The sequence below is a fragment of the Acetobacter persici genome (genome assembly GCF_018256955.1).
Lineage (GTDB): Bacteria > Pseudomonadota > Alphaproteobacteria > Acetobacterales > Acetobacteraceae > Acetobacter > Acetobacter persici.
In genome coordinates, this window is record NZ_JAERKU010000001.1 from 326,250 (window position 1) to 343,675 (window position 17,426).

Consider the following 17,426-nt stretch of genomic DNA (forward strand, 5'->3'; position numbering starts at 1 on the left):
TTTATCCTTTTGTGTGACCGAGGCTCAGCCTTCGCTCATGGCTTCATGTGAGAGGGAGACTATCTGTGTGCGCTCGCCTTTGCGCACCGTCAGTGTTTCAGGCACCCAGAACAGGGTGATAAAAAAGCCGATCAGGCACAGCCCCATGGGGTAAAGCAGCCCGGCATAAGGATTTCCGGTTTCCGTCACCAGCCAGAGGCTCACCAGCGGCAGAAAGCCTCCAAAAATCCCGTTCCCGATATGGTAAGGAACAGAAATTGAGGTGTACCGCACATTGGCGGGAAAGCTTTCCACAATAAACGCGCCGTAGGGGCCATAAACAGCCGCCGCAATCACAACCAGCACGAACACACAGGCGGAAATCGTCGGATAGCTGGTGTTTTCAGGCGTAATTGCGTGGCGGATGATAGAGAAAATGGGGATATAAAACACAACCGCCGCAGCCATACCGGCCAGAGAGAGGCGTTTACGCCCAATTCTGTCAGACAAAGCGCCAAACAGCACAAAGAAGGGCACCCCCAGAAACGCCCCGATCGCGACGGAAAGTGTGGCTGGCAGAAAAGGCACTTTCATAAAAGTCTGAATGTAATACAGGGCATAAAACTGTGCGGTATAAAACGTGACCGCCTGCGCGCAGGCCACACCAAACAGGAACAGGAGAATACGCCGCGCGTTGCCGGGGATGCGGAACGTGTCCCGCACTGGTGATTTGGAAAGCTGACCCTGTTTATGCATATCGATAAAAACAGGCGATTCAGAAAGCCGGAGACGAATACGGACGGAAACAAGAACCAGAACGAACGAGACCAGAAACGGTACCCGCCAGCCCCACACCCCGAACGCCTCTTCTCCCAGTGACAGACGCAGGGTCAGCACAATCCCCAGAGAGAGCACAAACCCGGCTGACGCCATGGCCTGAATATAGCTTGCCCATTTTCCGCGCTCCTGCGGCGGGGAATGTTCCGCCACATAGGTCGCCGCCCCGCCATACTCCCCACCCAGCGCAAGCCCCTGCACAATCCGCAGCACAACAAGCAGAACGGGCGCAGCGTATCCCGCTGTGGCAAAGGTCGGCAAAAGGCCAATGGCGGCCGTGGAGCAGCCCATGATAAGCAGAGTAGTCAGAAAGGTTTTTTTCCGCCCGACACTATCCCCCATATAACCAAACAGCAGGCTGCCCAGAGGGCGCACGGCAAACCCGGTCGCAAAAGTCGCTACACTGATAAGGGTCGCCGCCACGCCGTCACCGGGGGGATAAAACAGACGGGCAAAGAAAATGGCCAGACTGCCGTAGAGAAAAAAATCATACCATTCAATAACGGTGCCAACGCTTGACGCCAGCACCAGAGAACGCATGGAGCGTGCTCCTTCCGGGTGGGTTGTCATTGTTCCATTCTCCTGACAGGCGTTTTGTTATTTTTATAGATGGCCCATCTGCCTATGCCCGGCCTCAGGCCCAGACTTTCTGATACAGCTCCACAATCTCTGCATGCGCGGGCACGCGCGGATTGTTCGCGGGGGAGCCGGAGGCCAGAGCCTGCTCTGCCATAAGAGGCAGCAGATCATTCCAGCGGCTTTCCTCTAGCCCGTAGGAGCGCGGGGTTGGCACATCCAGCGCACGATTGCGTTCCCGCAGAGCCGCCACAAGAGCCTTACAGGCCGAAGCATCATCCGTATTGTCAGGGACAATGCCCATCACGCGGGCGCAGGTTGCATACCGCGCTTCAGCCCCAGCAACGGACCACGCTGTAATTTCCGGCAGCAGCATGGCGTTTGACAGTCCGTGCGCCACATGGAAATGCGCCCCGATGGGCCGGCTCATGCCATGCACGAGGGCGACAGACGCGTTAGAGAACGCCATTCCGGCTTCAAACGCCCCCTGCATGACCTGCGCACGCGCTTCCCGGCTGGAGGGTTCCGCGCATGCAACCGGCAGCGCGTGCCATATGCGCTTCATGGCGGCCAGCGCCAGTGCGTCTGTAAAGGGAGAGGCCAGTCTGGACACGTAGGCTTCCAGAGCGTGCGTCAGAGCATCCAGACCGGTATCCGCCGTCAGGCGGCGGGGCATGGTCAGGGTGAGTTCATAATCAACAATCGCAATATGCGGCAGATAGGCGTATCCGGCACAGAGCATTTTCTCGTCGGTTTTTTCATCCGTAATCACCGTAACGCGCGTGGCTTCTGAGCCCGTCCCGGCCGTGGTGGGGATGGCGATAATCGGTAACCCGACTTCATCCTGCACATGCGGCACCTTCAGGCGGGATGGCGTGCCACCGTGTCTGGCCAGAACAGCCACCATTTTGGCGGTATCAATCGGGCTGCCGCCGCCCAGACCAATTACGGAATCATAATCCCCCTGTTTGAGGGCTGCCAGTGCGGCCTCTACGGAGGCGACCGTAGGATCTGGCACAGCATTAGGGAAAGCGCCCGAGCGGAAGCCAGCTTCTTCCAGAAGCCCCTTCACTCTGTCCAGCAAGCCTGACTGCTCCATAAAGGCGTCTGTAATGATAAACGGTGCGGAAAGCCCTGCCTGTTTCAGGGCGGCGGGAAGCTCGTTCAGAGCCCCACCACCAATACGGACCAGAGAGGGCAGATAAAGTGCTGTCATGGCCTTATCTCCAGAAGAAGGTTACGGCTTGCGCCCTTCCTTCCCGGCTGTTGTTCTTGTGCGCCGACTGAACGCGCAAAACCCTCACAAGAAAATCAGGAGATTTCGCTCACTCGATGTGCAAATCTGCACAGCAACAAGCAAATGGAGCTTTCTTACCCGCATGAAACGCAGTCTGGACTGGAGAAATCTGCAGTTTTTTCTGGCTGTGGCGCGTTCCGGCTCCCTTTCGGAAGCAGGGCGTTTACTGGGGGTTGATCACGCAACTGTGGGCCGACACATTGTTTCTCTGGAAACATCCGTCGGTAAAACACTCTTTGAACGGCACCTGCGCGGTTATGCACTGACGCGCTATGGGGAAGACCTGTTAAGCACGGCAGAGGCTATGGACCGGGAAGCAACACAGGTTGCACAGGCCAGCAGCCCTCTGCACGGGCTGACGGGAACCATCCGCATCAACGCGCTGGAAGGGTTTGCAAACTTTTTTCTGGCTGCCCGTATTGGCCCTCTGCTGGTAGACAACCCTGCGCTGACCATTGAAATTCTGACAATTCAGCAGATTGTCGCCCTCTCCCGCAGGCAGGCCGACATTGCCATTACCGTCACCCCTTCTGAGGATGATCGGTTTGTCTGTGAAAAACTGACACCTTATTATTTATGCGTATATGCCACGCAGGCTTATCTTGACCGGGAAAAACCGATCAAAAAACCAGATGATTTTTCATCCCACCTGTTTTCCGGGTATGTGGATGAAATGATTTTTATGCGGGAACTGGATTATCTGGAAAGTCTTGGGGTCTCCCGCAAAATGGTACGCATTCAGAATTCAAGCGTACAGGCCCAGATGGAAGCAGCCTGCTCAGGCCTGTGCATGGCAGTGCTCCCGACCTTTGTCGCCGCCACACGACCGGAGCTGGTCCCGGTTCTGCCGGAACAGGTAAGACTGAAACGACATTACTGGCTGATTACCCGTGAAGAAGAACAAAAAACTTTACGCATCCATCAATTGTGCAATTTCATCCGGCAGGCCGTTCAGGAAAACCAGAAACAGTTTGCGTTATAAGGCCAACAACTTCCTGTGCTGCCTCGCGGATAGCATAGAGCGCTATCATGCCGTGCCGCAACATTCTAGCACTACGCAATACTTTTCCTGATAAACCACAAAAATTAGCGACCTTACCTTCCCCTAAAAGGCGTCCCTTAACGCTTAGAGCTTCTGCCCTGATCCCATAGCCCTGTCTGTTTTCCCCGCACGTGTCGTTTCAACGCGACCCGCAAGATGATACAGAAAATCTTCTTCGTTCCGGGCTGAGAGCGTAATGTCATACCACATGGCCTCTTTCGCCAGATCAAACGGAACTACCCGCGTTTTCCCCGGAGAAAGCCGGATGGTTCTGGTTATTTCCTCGCCTTTCAAAGCGCAGACCAGATCAATCGTTTCCGTCCCATAATTGCGCAGAGATAAAACAAGGTCCTGCTTCTTCCCGACAAGATAACGGCATGCGACGTCTATCTTCACCCCATCCTGCCGCCCCTTGTAGCGACGATAAAAACCATTGGGGGCATGCACGTCTACATCATACTGGCCGTGCGCGAAAGATGCCATCTCAAAGGAGGCATCCAGAGTGTCGCCAGCTGCCAGAGCATAAGTCCCCGCCTGCATGGCACTCATTTCCGGGTTGGTATGGCGATAGATATTAAAGGGCAGACCGGCAGCGCGCTGGCCGTATAAATCCGCACCGGCCTTCAGACGCAGCATGATATGGCGTCCATCTGGGCTGACACCTCCATCGCAATACGGTTCATAAGGCAGCGCGCAGGCAGGCCGATGCCCCGGCTCCTGCCAGAGTGCCTGACGAAGCCTGTCGGGATTATCCCGTAGCATTACACTTTCATCTGCACTCAGCGCATGAAAACCGCTCGGCATGGGGCGATCTTTCGCGTCTTCAATCATATGCAGATGATCATCACGATTCAGATAGGGCAAAGAAGGCGCCACCCCATCAAATGTACGGAAACAGGATGTCAGATCACCGCTAATAGCGCGCCTCCAGGGGGAAATATTAGTCTCTGTTACATTTTTTCCGAACTTCTCCTGCACAAAAACTTCGAGAAAACGCAGTGTGGATGTATGCTCAAACAACTGTGAATTTACCCATCCACCACGGCTCCAGGGAGACGCAATAATCATCGGTACCCGAAAGCCAAGACCAATCGGCCCGCTCCGTGCCAGATGCTTTGGCACACCGCGTGCAATTTCATCCTCTACCGTTGTATATTCCAGTCCGTCCGGGCCAATTTTCGCTGAAGACCGGCCTGTTTCCGGGCGGGCAGGATCGGGTGCTGTATAAGAACAACCGTGGTCAAAATACCCATCATTTTCATCATATGTTATAATGAAAATCGTTTTTTTCCAGACTTCAGGATTTTCCGTCAGAATATCCATCACTTCCGAAACATACCATGCTCCGTACCAAGGAGACGTTGGATGGTCAGAAAAATGCTCCGGCGCGGATAACCATGAAACAACAGGGAGCGTGCTGTCTTTCACATCCTGACGGAACTGATGCAGAATATCCCCTTTAGGAGCCTTCATACTGATAGATTTTTCACCATCCTGAAAATGCAGTTGCTCCAGTGTCCGATAATTTTTGTCAGCCTTATTGGTTACAAAGGCTTTTTCAAACAGCGCACGTTCTTCATCCGTAAGTTTCTCTCTTTTTTCAGCGGACTGCGCCTTACGCCGCGTCAAAACATCAAGCAGCGTCTGTGCCTCAACCCGTTTTTCCGCAAGTGTTTCCGAGACGAGCATTTCCCGGCTATTCAACCGGTCAAGATGGTTGCGGCAATCGCTGATGCGGGCGTCAAGCCATTCCTGAAAGCCCGGATTGGCAGAGACCACATACTGGTCAAAACATTCCAGAACATTTGTCCCGAAATTACTGAGCCAGCCACGCTCTGCCTCGCTCATACCCCCGGTCTGGGTCAGTTCATTCTGATAATATTTCCAGGAAACACCTGCCTGTTCAAGCCGTTCCGGAAATGTGCCCCACGTCATGCCACCTTCAAGAATCTCGCCATTGCGCATGTAAACACCAGAGGACTGGTCCTGCCGGTCCCTCACGGTTCCGGTCATAAATAATAGGCGGTTAGGTGTCGTGCTCGTCATGGCCCCACAATAATTCTGATCACAGACGGTAAAGGCATCGGCAAGCGCATAATAAAAGGGCAAATCTTCGCGGGTATAATAACCCATCGTCAAAGGATAACGATCATATCCTTTGTGATGCGATTTTTTGGCATCAATCCATCTGTCATGCGCGCCACCATTCCATGCATCCACCTGACTGTCACGGGAATGCGGGATAGACCCCATCCACGTTACCCGTGTATCGCGAATATTCAGTCTCCACGGCAGATAAGTCTCGCCAGACTGGCCGGACTGCATAAACACCGGATTACCGTTAGGCTGACGGAGTGCCCTTGGGTCATTAAACCCGCGTACGCCCTGCAATGTTCCAAAAACATGATCAAATGATCTGTTTTCCTGCATTAAAATAACAACATGCTCGGCATCTTTCCATGTGGAGCCAACCTCTGGAGCGATGGCAAAAGCCCGCCGAACAGAGTCTGGCAAGATCGCACCAGAACCAGCAGCGGCCCCAGTAAAGAGTGCGTATTTCAGAAAATCTCTGCGTGTTGTCATGGGCTGTGGGTCTTATTCAGTTTATAGGAAGCATTGTAGAGAAAGGGCGCACAGAATGCTGCAAAGACTGCACGCCGCGCTTTGAGGCTCATGACAAAGCAGAGGGAAAAACACGTCCCTCTCTCTGACATCTGTGCCTGATACGGCTGGTCTGCCCTGCTAGTTCACGACAACCTCAAAATAGATGCTTCTTCCGTAATAATCTTTTTCGCTAATCTGCTGGAGCCTGTCGCCCATCCGATACATTCTGTGTGCCCCGACAAGGTTATACACTTCATACTTGAAACGGATATTGTCAGTAATATCGTGCCATGCTCCCAGATCAAGGCTGGCGAGTTCACCATAGCCTGAGTTCTGCCAGGGGTTGGCAGCAGGGTCAGTCAGATATTTGGGCGTATAGGAGAAGGTTGCACGGATCGCACCGCGCACCTGCGGTATATGCCACGTTACAGCACTGTTAAAAATATAGTTTGGCTGATCAGGCAGTTGATGCAGTTTATACGTCCCTTCGGATGCGGTATAATTCATCCGTCCGCGCATCCATGTCCCGTTGGCGGATACATCAAAACTCCAGTTCCATGGCCCTTTTATCTTCCGGTCAATAACGGAGACTTCAACACCCATAAGAGAGGATTTATTGGCATTCAGCGGTTCTGTCACCTGTGTCTTCACGCCATCAAGAATTTGGTAGTCACTTAACGTATAAATATCATCCTTAATCATCTTATCAAAATACGCGACGCTAAAGACCCCGCGTCCATGATCAAAATACTTATCAAGAGACACATCAAAGTTGTTTGCACGACGCGGCCGCAAGTTCGGGTTCCCCCGGGACAAAGTACACTCGGCTCCGTTTTTTGCATCATCGCTACAGTTAATTTTCTGCGCCTGAGCAATATCATTAGGCCGCGGGCGACCAACACTTTCACTCCATGCCGCATGCAGGATAAAATTCTTTGGGAATTCATGCATAAATGTCACGGATGGAAGAGGATTCAGATAACCCCCATTATTTTTACTAATTTTACCAGATGCAGTGCCCGATTCAATTTGAGGCGTGTAAGCCGAGAAACTGACACCATCAGCTCTCACGCCAGCAATGAGTTGCGAATGCTGCCACTTGTAATGCAGGGACAGATATCCATCGAGCAACTGTTCTTTATATCGGTAAAATGAACTCAGCGTGTCATTATTACTTGTGGCAACGTCGAGCTTTTGCTTGTCCCATGGAAAATTCGTCATATTGATCCATGGTAGAGTATAAAACGTGCCGGGAGGCCTGAAACTGGGCGTAAACATATAGGGGGTTGCATCGCCACCGGCCACGTAGTCGCGGTAATTCATCTGATCAGTGACATTCAGAGTGCGCCATTCAAACCCTGTCGCAAATCCAAAGCCGTGAGAATCAGAATTCAGATTACGTGTATAATCAAGGCGGACGTTAGTAACCCCTTCCCGCGCATCATCATCATATTGCTGAATCTGGCTTAAATTATACTTCATTCCCATCATGCTCTTCAGATCACTCACGTTCGAGAGTGTCGCGAAATTATCTTTATAGAGATAATCACCATAGATCGGAGCCAGACCCTGCTTTTTAGGGTAGGCATATGCCGTCAGGCGTGGCTGGTAATTTTCATATTCTTCCCACGTATAACCGACCCGCAGTTTGAGAGCGGAAACTGCGTCATGCCAGCCCAGATTACCCAGCACACCGTTGCTGTTTGTCTGCCAGCGATCCTGCCTTACATAGCTTGCAGAACGATACAGCAATTCACGCCCACTGGTGGCGGTCTGATTCCAGACCTGCGGATTATCCATCAAAAGATAGGTATGATCCATTAAGGAATTTTCCCATCTTTCATAGCTGTATCCCATAAGGGACGCCGTAAAACCTGAATTAACGGGCTTCCACTCTGCACGGGCCGAGCCACCCAGATTGGTAATTGCGTTTGAATAATTGCCGTCTTCAATATCTGCCGGGGCTGTCAGCCCGTTCCAGCCTTGTGAGCGGTCCGGAACGTTATTGCTTTCACCGCCAACAGGCTTCCCTTTAACGTCGTAATAATAATTACTATCCTGCCATTTTTTATAGGAATTTCGGATACGTTTCTGATAGCGGAAAGACGCAATAATTCCGAATTCTTTATTCTCCCCAAAACGATCAGCGATCACGGCTTTTGCACCCTGCGCCAGATGCGGAGAAAGGCCCGGAACTTTATTAGCACCCACCGCCCCACGATATGTGGAATAAACGCCATACGCATCCAGATATTTATAAAAACCCTTATAATCAAAAGCGCTTCTTGGCATCATATCGATAACGGCGCCAATAGCCCCACCATCCTGCTCTGCTGTAAAGGTTTTATAAATATTGTCTTCTCCGGTCAGCTCACCCGGAATATTCTGTAAATTGACGCGCCGTGTTCCCCCGCCATTATCGCCAATTGTCGCCAGAGTAATGCCATCAAGCGTTGTCTGATTCAGATCCGGCGAAATACCGCGCACACTGATATAGCGCGGCTGATCACCATCCTGAATACCGGCCACACCGGGCAGAAGAACCAGCAGATCAGCCACAGAGGATGCGCCACCGCCAAGGCTGGACGTATCATCATAAGACGTGCTGTCCACCACCCCGGCAAAGCTGCGCTTGGTGTGAAGCTGGTTTCGATGCCCCTGAACAGTCAGATTTGTGTCATGGCTGTTTGCAGTTTTCAGCTTATGATCTTTTTCCGTGCACAACGTAATAAAGTTGGGGTTGGATGCATCAATGATGAATCCCGTCTGACCAAGCAGTTTATGGAGCGCTTTAAAGGCATCCATTTTTCCGTGCAGGGGCACAGACTGGAGGGAATCTCCGACCTTTCCATCAAACGCAACATGCAGGCCCGACTGCTGACTAAACACCATAAGGGCTGACGTCAGCTTTTGGGCAGGAATTGAAAAAGACAGCTTATGATCCGCGGCGGCCGAAACGCTGGAAATAAAAGCAGAAGATGAAATGAGAGAGAGACAAAAGCACGAACGGCCTAGAAAAGACATTTTGCAACCTTGTGTGATAGATGCATCTGCCTTCCATGAGTCTTCAGCTCAATTTTCCCGCCACTTTTTCTTATTACAGTTATAAGACAATGTTTTTATTCCAGATAAATATGCTGCCCATCTTCATGTATTTTTCCGCCCAGAACCGTTTTGACCGCAAGGGCAAACACATCCGGCCTGTTCAGATCAAACATGCCTGAAAGCCGGTAATCCGCCAGCCGAAAAGACGGTACAAGCTGCTTCTGGTTGTAGCGGTTAAAAATATCAGAGGCCTCAGAGATTGTTTGCGTATCCAGAGAGACCTGACCTTTTGTCCATGCGCTCAGACGGGCAAGCGCCTCCGCATCCAGATAACTGAAATGAAGTTGCCCCGCCGCAGTGCGCGTAATCTGCTCTCCAGCCGATAAGGTTTTATATTCGGACGGATGCTGCCCCTTTAAGGAGGCGTGCCCGTTCATCACAAGACCGATTTCGTAATTTGCGTCTTTGTACATCAGCAGGCTGCCGTTTATAACAAATCGCAGCCTGCTCGTTTTGACAGTCCGCTGAGATCCTCCCACCAGACAGCGCCCGTAGACTATCCTTGTTAACTCGGAATAGTCATCCACATGGCTATAGCAGTCCAGAATAAGCTGCTTTTCCGGCGTTTGACGGCAATGCAGAATGTTCTTGAGGGTCGTATATTGTGTGCGTGCCTCGCCCGTTTTGCTTGCGATCACAAACAGACCAACAGATGCCGCGACCGCTGAACCCAAAAACGCACGACGCGAGGAAGGACGCGGCACATGGGCCACCCGTGCCGGATACGGCGCGTGTAAAGCTCTGGCCTTATTTGTCGCCTGCCATACAGCCTGAGCTCGTAAAAACGCGCCTTTATGCCGGATATCGGCACTGACCCACCGGTTTAAGGCATCCTGTTCTTCCTGCGTCAGCGCACTGCGATCAATCCGGGCCATCCATTGCGCGGCAACATAATCAGGAGAATCTTCTGTTGCCACGTGTCGGTCCTGTCGTCTTACGTTGAGGCATATCTCGTTGCCCGTAGGATTTGGCAATGAGTGCTAAAGCCCGCGCCAACTGTTTTTCCACGCTATTTTCAGAGAGCCCCAGTTCCCGGGCACACTGTTTCTGCGGGCTTCCGTTTATTTTCCTGCAAATAAACACTTTCCGGCATGTCTCGGGAAGATTCTGAATAATCTGGTCCAGAAACTGTAATTCTGCTCTTGCATCAAGCGTTTCTTCGATTGATGGCGTCTGATCAGCCAGCGTATCATTTAAAATATCCGCAATGGCTGTAACGCTGACAATCTGGGCCTTCCTGTAATGTTTTAAAACAAGATTACGGCAAATTGTATGGAAGTAGCCAATAGGATTAAAAACTCTGCTAATATCGGCCTCAGAGATAACAACATATCCTTCCTGAATAATATCGTCGGCTTCAATATCAGGAAAACGGGCGAGCCATGCCCTTACCAGATGCTCATGTGGAACGATATGCTTCGCGAGCCAATAGCTCCGCTCCTGATCCGCCAGCATGTCCTGCTCCGCCTTCAACACGGCGGCTATTTAACAGCTCACTATTTTTTTGTTTGTTAAAGAAATATGACAGACCCTGGTGACCCCAAAGAGGCCACCCATTCCGGCTTTTACTGTCTGGTAAGAGAAGCATGCACCACCTCGGGCAGTTCTCCGTTACCATCCGCCCGAAAGCTTCAAGAGCATTTGGATGCGCGCAGTTTTTTACGCCGCGCGTTTATAGCTACATCACGGGTATGGAATGTTGCACCTGTAGCGACACAAGCCCCGCTAACGGTGGCTACCTACAGACTGCTTTAACAAATTTTATGGGAAATTAAAATCTGGCGGAGAGACAGGGACTCTCTTTTTATGAGCAATTTACCGCAGAAAACCGCAAAAAAAACATGTCACTACAGCATTGTATGGCGAAGTTACACACCACAGCCTGTTGTTAGAGCCGCTTCATTCACTCCCTACCGCTGACAGTTCGCACCTGTCTACGGTCTTTACACGAGGCCATGCGCTCAAGACACAGCGCGGAGACATCTGTTAACGTGCTGGCGTGTGATGCCAAGCTGACGAGCAATAGCTGTTGCACCCAGCCCCTCCGCCTTCAGTTTCTTCACCTCTTCACGGTCAACCTTTGGCTTGCGGCCTTTGTAGACACCTTTCGCTTTTGCAAGCGCTATTCCTTCAAGCTGGCGTTCTTTCCGTAGGTTGGTTTCAAACTCAGCGAACACTCCCAGCATATCCAGAAAGGCTTTTCCTGCCGCTGTTGACGTGTCTACGGGCTGTTCGGTGCATTGTAGCGCAACGCCTTTGCTCTTTAGCATGCCAACAATTTTCTGAAGATCAGCAACCGAACGGGCAAGTCGGTCTATCCGCGTCACGACCAGCATATCCCCCTCGCGCATGAATTGAAGGAGGGTTGCCAGTTCATCCCGCCCTTCCATCTTGGTGCCGGTCTTTTGCTCTGCTCTGACTTCATCACACCCAGCAGCTTTCAGGGCCTGCACTTGGGCATCCGTGTTCTGGTCTATCGTTGAGACGCGGGCATATCCGTAACGCATTGCTTGGGTGTCCTGCTGAAATGGAACATTAGGCTTTTAGACATTCCCGTCTTCATGGAACACAACTCGAAAGTCAACCCAAATGTTCCGTAAAATCTCCCAGCAATGTTCCATCACCCAAGGGTATACCCCAATGCTCCACAAGCACAGTGACAGATGCCTCCCAGAAGCCTCACAGAGGCCCGCACAGAAGGCTCTCAGCGTTCATGGCTGTCAGTTAGCTGAAACAGGACAGACAGACCTCTACGGGCTTCTATGACTCTCTCAGGGCATAGAGAGGCATTCTGACTGCATGTCGGTTCTTTGTTATCTAAAGGCACTCAGCTTCAGGTTACATCTAGTTCATGTTTGAAAGGCACCGGAACACCCTATCGCAAGGAATGCACCAAGGCGAGTGAGGCCAGAGCTAGGGCTCAACAGGGACTCCAAACGGGCCACCAATCCCAGTCTTCAGCCATTTTTCGACTTCGAGACAGAGGCTAAACCCAATCGCTGTTGCTGTTGTTCGAGCCTTGTCAGCAGTTCTCGCACTGTGAAAATTAGACGAAAACTCCCGGAGAGCCTTTTGGCACCTCCCCCTCTCCAATAGCCTCGCATTTGCCCGTAGAGAGGCCTCAAGCGCTCCCCTGCTACAAGGTGCCAGACAAGAGGCAGACCGGCTTCTACGGGACTCTGTGACTCTCTCCTGTGAGGTTGGTTTCCTCTTGGCTGTCCTGCGTCCCTTCCAGACCATTTGAAGGAAGACAATCAAGACAATACTTCCCTGCGTCTCTTTCTCTTGAGCAAAGGCGAGAGAAAACAAGCACTTGGAAGCCCTGAAACTCATGTCATGCAAAAATGCAGCATACAGATAGATGAATAGATAGATGGGGCCTCCTATAGAGTTCCTTAAAGGCTCCCTAAAGACTCCTAACCTTCTTTTATAAGGGATAACAATAAGGACTATCCTTTAAGGACTCCTATAGGAGCGCCCTGTGTCTCTACTCATCCTCACAATGAAGGAGACACCTCAGATGAACGCACCCCAGAACACCCGCAAGAAACGCTCAGATGCCGGAAAGCCCCAATGCCCTCGGACGCCCCGGAAAGCCAGTCCAATCACCCACATGGACAATGGAACCGCACTAATTGCCCTGACAGGACGCCACGGCACAGGCAGGCACCTCCGGGTCAGCAAAACGGACCTTCCTGACCTGATGATTTTCACAGACAATGGCACACGACTACATGTTATCGATAATGGCTCTGGTCAGGTGAAAATCCAGATTGGTGGGAGAAAAGCCAAAGCATGGAAGCACAGCACCAACCCAAGTGATCTTGTCACCGTTGCCCGCTTCCTTGTCGGGGAAACGCACGGAGGGAGGCGCATCCGCTTCAAGGACCGCAACGCCTTCAACCTCACGCGGGACAATCTGGAAGTGCTTGTGCCAGCCATTGAAGAGACCTTCACGATTGACTGGCAAAAGGCTGTGGCTGCACGTCAGACCAAGATGCAGTCATGTCTTGAGCGTCAGACTAACCAATAAAGCCCTGATAGCCTACAGAAAGCCCACACAGACACTTTCCACCATTCCCCCGGCCAGAGAACCCGGAGGGGAGCAGGAAAGCCATGTGTGGGCTTTTTTGCTAAAGGCCCAGCGCCTGCCTGCCTCTATCCCAGCTTTGCCACAAGAGAACCCGGCATTCCCTTGTCCACCATGCCCAGAATGGCCGCTTCATAGACCTTCCAAGGCATATCTGCCTCCATGTAGGCTGTCTCTGTGATGGTCTGGGGCTTGTGGCCCATCAGCTTCTGAGCGACCGATAACTGGCACTCAGACACACCAGCCACAGCAGCCCTCCGCATGAACGTGCCAAAGCATTTCCTGAAGCTATGGAATGTCACCAGACCATCAGACCCAGCCCCCAGCACATCCCGCCTGAACTCTGTGAAGCGTTTTGAGAAATAGTAACCACGCTTCTCGGCTGGTCCTCCGGGCTTGCACTCAGGAAACAAGGGAGCGTCTGGCTCACCTGTGGCTATGGCAGCAGCCAGCCTTCTTTCAATGATGGGTCTGACCAGAGGGTGCAGAGGCACACGCCTGATGGAACTGGCTGTCTTTGCGTCCTCTTCAAGCACAGCAATGCCCAGCAGCTCAGACCCCGGAAGCTGCACAACCTTGTCCACTGTCAGGCTGCACAGTTCGTTCTCTCTGGCTCCTGTCAGGAGAGCCAAGGGCATCAGGTCACGGATAACCTGCCCCCATGCCCATCGTTTCCCTGCATCCGGATCAGCCTGCAAGAGGGCCAGCAGTTCATCTTCTGAGAACTCACGCCGCTTTGGTTTGCCGTTGCCCTGACGTGCAGCCTGCTGCTTCAGACCACGGGTGGCACCATCCCACGGGTTCGGACCAAAGATAATGTGCTTGCGAATGCACCAGTCCCAGAACATCTTCAGAGGGCTGACACGGCTCCCCACGGTCTTGGCAGTCAGACCTGCACTGTCCAGCAGCCACTCCGTAAAGCCACCCAGAACCCTTGGCTCCAGACGCTCCAGCCCTTTGGCTCTGAGATGCTTCTCGGGTCTGTTATCGAACTGCCCTGCCACTGGCTGTCATGCTCTGCAAGATAACTAGCAAAATGGTTGAGGGCAGCCTTATCCATCGCCCGTGAAGCCTTGCTGACGCTCCTGTCTCTCTCCTGTTCCCAGCGATCCAGCAAGTGGCCAAGAGGCGTCTCTTCACCAAAGGCAACAGCGACGAAACGGTCATAATGTGGCCCCACAGGTTTGCCTGCGTCCCTGAGGTCACCCAACTGTTCCGCTATGAGGTCACGTAGCTGACTTTCCTTCCTATCACGGGGGCTTGTGCGCATTGTCGTAGTGCGAATGCGTCCGTCAGAGTCTACTACGGGAAACTCTTCAGCCTCATCTTCCCGGTCTGGGGCCATGAAAAGCTCCCTCCGAGCCTCAAGCCCTTCTGCTACAGCTTTCTCTTCATCATCCCATGTAAAAGCCCAGTCAGGCTCCCAGCCACCATCAAGGGGTGCAAGACCGATTGCCTGAAGTTTTGCGTCAATCTCTGCACGGATAGCCTCCAGAGCCTTTGGACGCCTGCCCATCGCTTCTCTACGGTCTGTGGTCCTCAGACTTCTCACCACATCGGCCTTGTGGCCGCCCTTTGTTCCGTATGCCTTGCCTACGTCAGAGCGCCGGTCCCGTGGGATATGAAACCGGACACTCCATGTCTGAGCACCTGCCCGCCGGAATATGTTGTTCATGTCGTCCATACCTGTCGATATGTAACGCTGAGCATGTAACTGCACAATACAATCATGTCGTGACAGATTGGCGTAAGTGCTTGTTTTTTCAGGGAAAATCGCATCATGGCGGAGAGACAGGGATTCGAACCCTGGGTACGCTATTAACGTACACACGCTTTCCAAGCGTGCGCCTTAAGCCACTCGGCCATCTCTCCGGCGCGGGTGTGGTAATAGCAAGTTTGACGGATCAGGCAAGAGGGAAAACGACCCTTTTTCTGCTTCAGGCAGAAAAAGTGACGGATCGGGCATTCCGGATGAAGCGGGCAATCGCCTCCGGGCTTTTGAGGCCGGGAGCACTTTCCACACCGGAGGAAACGTCCACAGCCAGAGCCCCGGTTATCGTCACAGCCTGCCCGACATTCTCCGGGTTCAGCCCCCCTGCCAGCATCCACGGAAAAGACGGTTTCCAGCCCTGCATCAGGCTCCAGTCCAGTTGCTGTGCATTCCCGCCGGGGCGCGTTGCACTGGCTGGTGGCTTTGGTTCTATCAGAAGGCGTTCTACCCCCGCAGGACAGACTGAAGGTAAATCAGCCGGGGCTGAGACAGGCTGAGACAGCCAGACAGGCACCCCAAACCGTGAAGAGACTTCCGACGCCCGTTCAAACGAGGCGTAAATCTGTAAAACATCGAGAGAGACGCCATCCAGCACACGCGCCAGCGTCTCATCATCAGGATGTACAAAAAGCCCCACACGAGCCGGCCCACCCGCATGACGGCCCGACAGACTCCGGGCCTGCGCCGGGGTAACGCACCGGGGTGAGCGGTCAAAAAAAACAAACCCGACCCAGTCCGCACCATGCTCCACGCAGGCATCAAACCCAGCACCCTCTGTCAGCCCGCAGATTTTTACGCCTGTATGGGCGGCGGGGACGGGCTGCTGAGTCATGTTAAGCGGCCAGTTCTGCCGCAATGGCTGCGGCCGCGGCTGCCGGATCTGCAGCCTGGGTGATGGGCCGCCCCACCACAATCCAGTCGGCCCCGGCCTGACAGGCCTGCCGCGGCGTCATGATCCGTTTCTGGTCCCCGGCCTGACTGCCGGCAGGGCGAATCCCCGGTGTAACCAGAAGAGGCGCATCCCCCAGCGTATCCCGCAGGGGAGCAAGTTCATGCGCGGAGCACACCAGTCCGTCGATACCAGCCTGCATAGCCAGCTTGCCAAGGCGCAGCACCTGCGCACGCGCGCCATCCATCACCCCGGTTTCCGCCAGAGCGTGGTCATCCAGACTGGTCAGCACGGTCACGGCCAGCAGCGCAGGGCGTGCATCCGCCGGGAAAGCCTGATCACAGGCTTTGCGGGCCGCTTCCATCATCGCCAGACCGCCAGACGCATGCAGGGTCAGCATTTTAGGCCGCAGGCTGGAGAGAGACTGAATGGCTGCTGCCACCGTGTTGGGAATATCGTGCAGCTTGAGGTCCAGAAACAGCGGCGTTGCCCCCGCAACGTCCGCAACGGCCTGAAACCCTGCGGCATACGCAAATTCGAGGCCCAGCTTCACCGCGCCTGCTGAGGGGGCCACAGCCTGTGCCCATGCCTGCGCCGTCGCTGCATTTTGTGTGTCGAGTGCCGCAATCAGGCCTGTCTTGCGCGTCATGTCAGATACGATCGTCCTGCACGGGAGAAGAAGAATGAACAGTCACAGACGGTGCCGGAACAACAGGCTGCTGCACTATGGCGGAGGCCGCCTGAACCTGCGCGAGTTGTGCTTCCAGCTCCTTAATCCGCTGTTCTGCCCTGCGCGCACGGCGGCGCTGCACCAGCTCAGCAGCCCAGAGGCAGAACGCGCCCATAATAAAGGCAACTGCCGCGACACTCAGCGCCAGCACACCCGCTGAACATTTCCAGCTATAGGTGAGCAGCCACATATCCAGCGGGTCCTGATTACTGGCGCTGAAAATGACAAGAGCCAGCAGAAAGGGGATAACAACAGTGAGTCTGATCATGGATACCTCGTAGCCTTCCGGGGTAAGGAGAGCAAGAAAACAGATTGAAGAAAGACGCAAAAGCAGGCGGCCCCACTCCCCGCAGGATTTCTGTTAAACTCTGAGCGCTGAAGACCGTTCACACTACTCTCTTAACAAACTGCCCCCTCGCACAGGCGGGACTAATCTGTTACTGCTCGCCTAACTTTGCCGCATTTCTTATTTAACGCGCAGACATTGAAAATTTGCCGACAGGAGC

15 protein-coding genes and 1 tRNA gene are annotated in these 17,426 nt (G+C 53.2%); 3 read left to right on the forward strand and 13 right to left on the reverse strand.

The window, feature by feature from the left end; translation table 11 throughout:
- Positions 1-24: 24 nt before the first annotated feature.
- Positions 25-1,386, reverse strand: coding sequence for an MFS transporter (locus JK199_RS01500; protein WP_202205697.1), 1,362 nt, complete (start codon positions 1,384-1,386; stop codon positions 25-27).
- Between the two features lie 64 nt (positions 1,387-1,450).
- A complete protein-coding gene (locus tag JK199_RS01505; RefSeq protein ID WP_212373292.1) occupies positions 1,451-2,608 on the reverse strand; it encodes an iron-containing alcohol dehydrogenase in 1,158 nt (385 codons plus the stop codon).
- A gap of 163 nt (positions 2,609-2,771) precedes the next feature.
- Here JK199_RS01505 and JK199_RS01510 point away from each other — a divergent pair, with 163 nt between their 5' ends.
- Entirely contained in the window at positions 2,772-3,671 is a 900-nt protein-coding gene (locus JK199_RS01510; RefSeq protein ID WP_212373294.1) for a LysR family transcriptional regulator, read from the forward strand.
- A 144-nt stretch (positions 3,672-3,815) separates the two neighbouring features.
- Here the strand turns inward: JK199_RS01510 and JK199_RS01515 are convergent, their stop codons facing one another.
- Both JK199_RS01515 and JK199_RS01520 read right to left on the reverse strand, forming a co-directional pair.
- The gene (locus JK199_RS01515; protein ID WP_212373303.1) at positions 3,816-6,314 is read right to left on the reverse strand and encodes a phosphocholine-specific phospholipase C; all 2,499 of its coding nucleotides are present in this window, start codon (positions 6,312-6,314) and stop codon (positions 3,816-3,818) included.
- Positions 6,315-6,473: 159 nt separating this feature from the next.
- Positions 6,474-9,059 (reverse strand): outer membrane beta-barrel protein, encoded by a 2,586-nt coding sequence (locus JK199_RS01520; protein ID WP_244984828.1) that lies wholly within the window; start codon positions 9,057-9,059, stop codon positions 6,474-6,476.
- Between JK199_RS01520 and JK199_RS15700 the strand changes: the two genes are divergently transcribed.
- On the forward strand, positions 8,973-9,236 hold the full coding sequence (locus JK199_RS15700) for a hypothetical protein (protein WP_244984840.1): 264 nt from the start codon (positions 8,973-8,975) through the stop codon (positions 9,234-9,236). The two genes, JK199_RS01520 and JK199_RS15700, sit on opposite strands and share 87 nt — an antisense overlap.
- 218 nt (positions 9,237-9,454) lie before the next feature.
- On the opposite strand, the gene JK199_RS01525 is transcribed toward JK199_RS15700, so the two are convergent.
- The 3 genes from JK199_RS01525 to JK199_RS01535 form a co-directional block, all read right to left on the reverse strand.
- Positions 9,455-10,357, reverse strand: coding sequence for a DUF4880 domain-containing protein (locus JK199_RS01525; protein ID WP_212373307.1), 903 nt, complete (start codon positions 10,355-10,357; stop codon positions 9,455-9,457).
- Positions 10,335-10,895: an RNA polymerase sigma factor gene (locus JK199_RS01530; RefSeq protein WP_077931180.1), complete on the reverse strand. Its 561-nt coding sequence runs from the start codon at positions 10,893-10,895 to the stop codon at positions 10,335-10,337. Before JK199_RS01530 ends, JK199_RS01525 begins: the two co-directional genes overlap by 23 nt.
- A 506-nt stretch (positions 10,896-11,401) precedes the next feature.
- Positions 11,402-11,947, reverse strand: coding sequence for a recombinase family protein (locus JK199_RS01535; RefSeq protein ID WP_212373309.1), 546 nt, complete (start codon positions 11,945-11,947; stop codon positions 11,402-11,404).
- Between the two features lie 1,196 nt (positions 11,948-13,143).
- Between JK199_RS01535 and JK199_RS01540 the strand changes: the two genes are divergently transcribed.
- On the forward strand, positions 13,144-13,473 hold the full coding sequence (locus JK199_RS01540) for a hypothetical protein (protein ID WP_212373311.1): 330 nt from the start codon (positions 13,144-13,146) through the stop codon (positions 13,471-13,473).
- 125 nt (positions 13,474-13,598) lie between these two features.
- Here the strand turns inward: JK199_RS01540 and JK199_RS15705 are convergent, their stop codons facing one another.
- From JK199_RS15705 to JK199_RS01565, 6 genes are all read right to left on the reverse strand, one after another.
- Complete coding sequence (locus tag JK199_RS15705) at positions 13,599-14,534, reverse strand: tyrosine-type recombinase/integrase (RefSeq protein WP_342356270.1); 936 nt, start codon at positions 14,532-14,534, stop codon at positions 13,599-13,601.
- Positions 14,417-15,205 (reverse strand): DUF6538 domain-containing protein, encoded by a 789-nt coding sequence (locus JK199_RS15710; RefSeq protein ID WP_244984798.1) that lies wholly within the window; start codon positions 15,203-15,205, stop codon positions 14,417-14,419. The genes JK199_RS15705 and JK199_RS15710 overlap by 118 nt, the downstream gene beginning before the upstream one ends.
- Before the next feature lie 106 nt (positions 15,206-15,311).
- Positions 15,312-15,402, reverse strand: a tRNA-Ser gene (locus tag JK199_RS01550).
- 65 nt (positions 15,403-15,467) lie between these two features.
- The gene (locus tag JK199_RS01555) at positions 15,468-16,133 is read right to left on the reverse strand and encodes a phosphoribosylanthranilate isomerase (protein ID WP_212373313.1); all 666 of its coding nucleotides are present in this window, start codon (positions 16,131-16,133) and stop codon (positions 15,468-15,470) included.
- A 1-nt stretch (position 16,134) separates the two neighbouring features.
- Positions 16,135-16,839 (reverse strand): orotidine-5'-phosphate decarboxylase, encoded by a 705-nt coding sequence (gene pyrF / locus JK199_RS01560; RefSeq protein WP_212373316.1) that lies wholly within the window; start codon positions 16,837-16,839, stop codon positions 16,135-16,137.
- Between the two features lies 1 nt (position 16,840).
- Positions 16,841-17,188, reverse strand: a complete 348-nt coding sequence (locus tag JK199_RS01565; protein ID WP_212373318.1) for a lipopolysaccharide assembly protein LapA domain-containing protein — start codon at positions 17,186-17,188, stop codon at positions 16,841-16,843.
- Positions 17,189-17,426 lie beyond the last annotated feature (238 nt).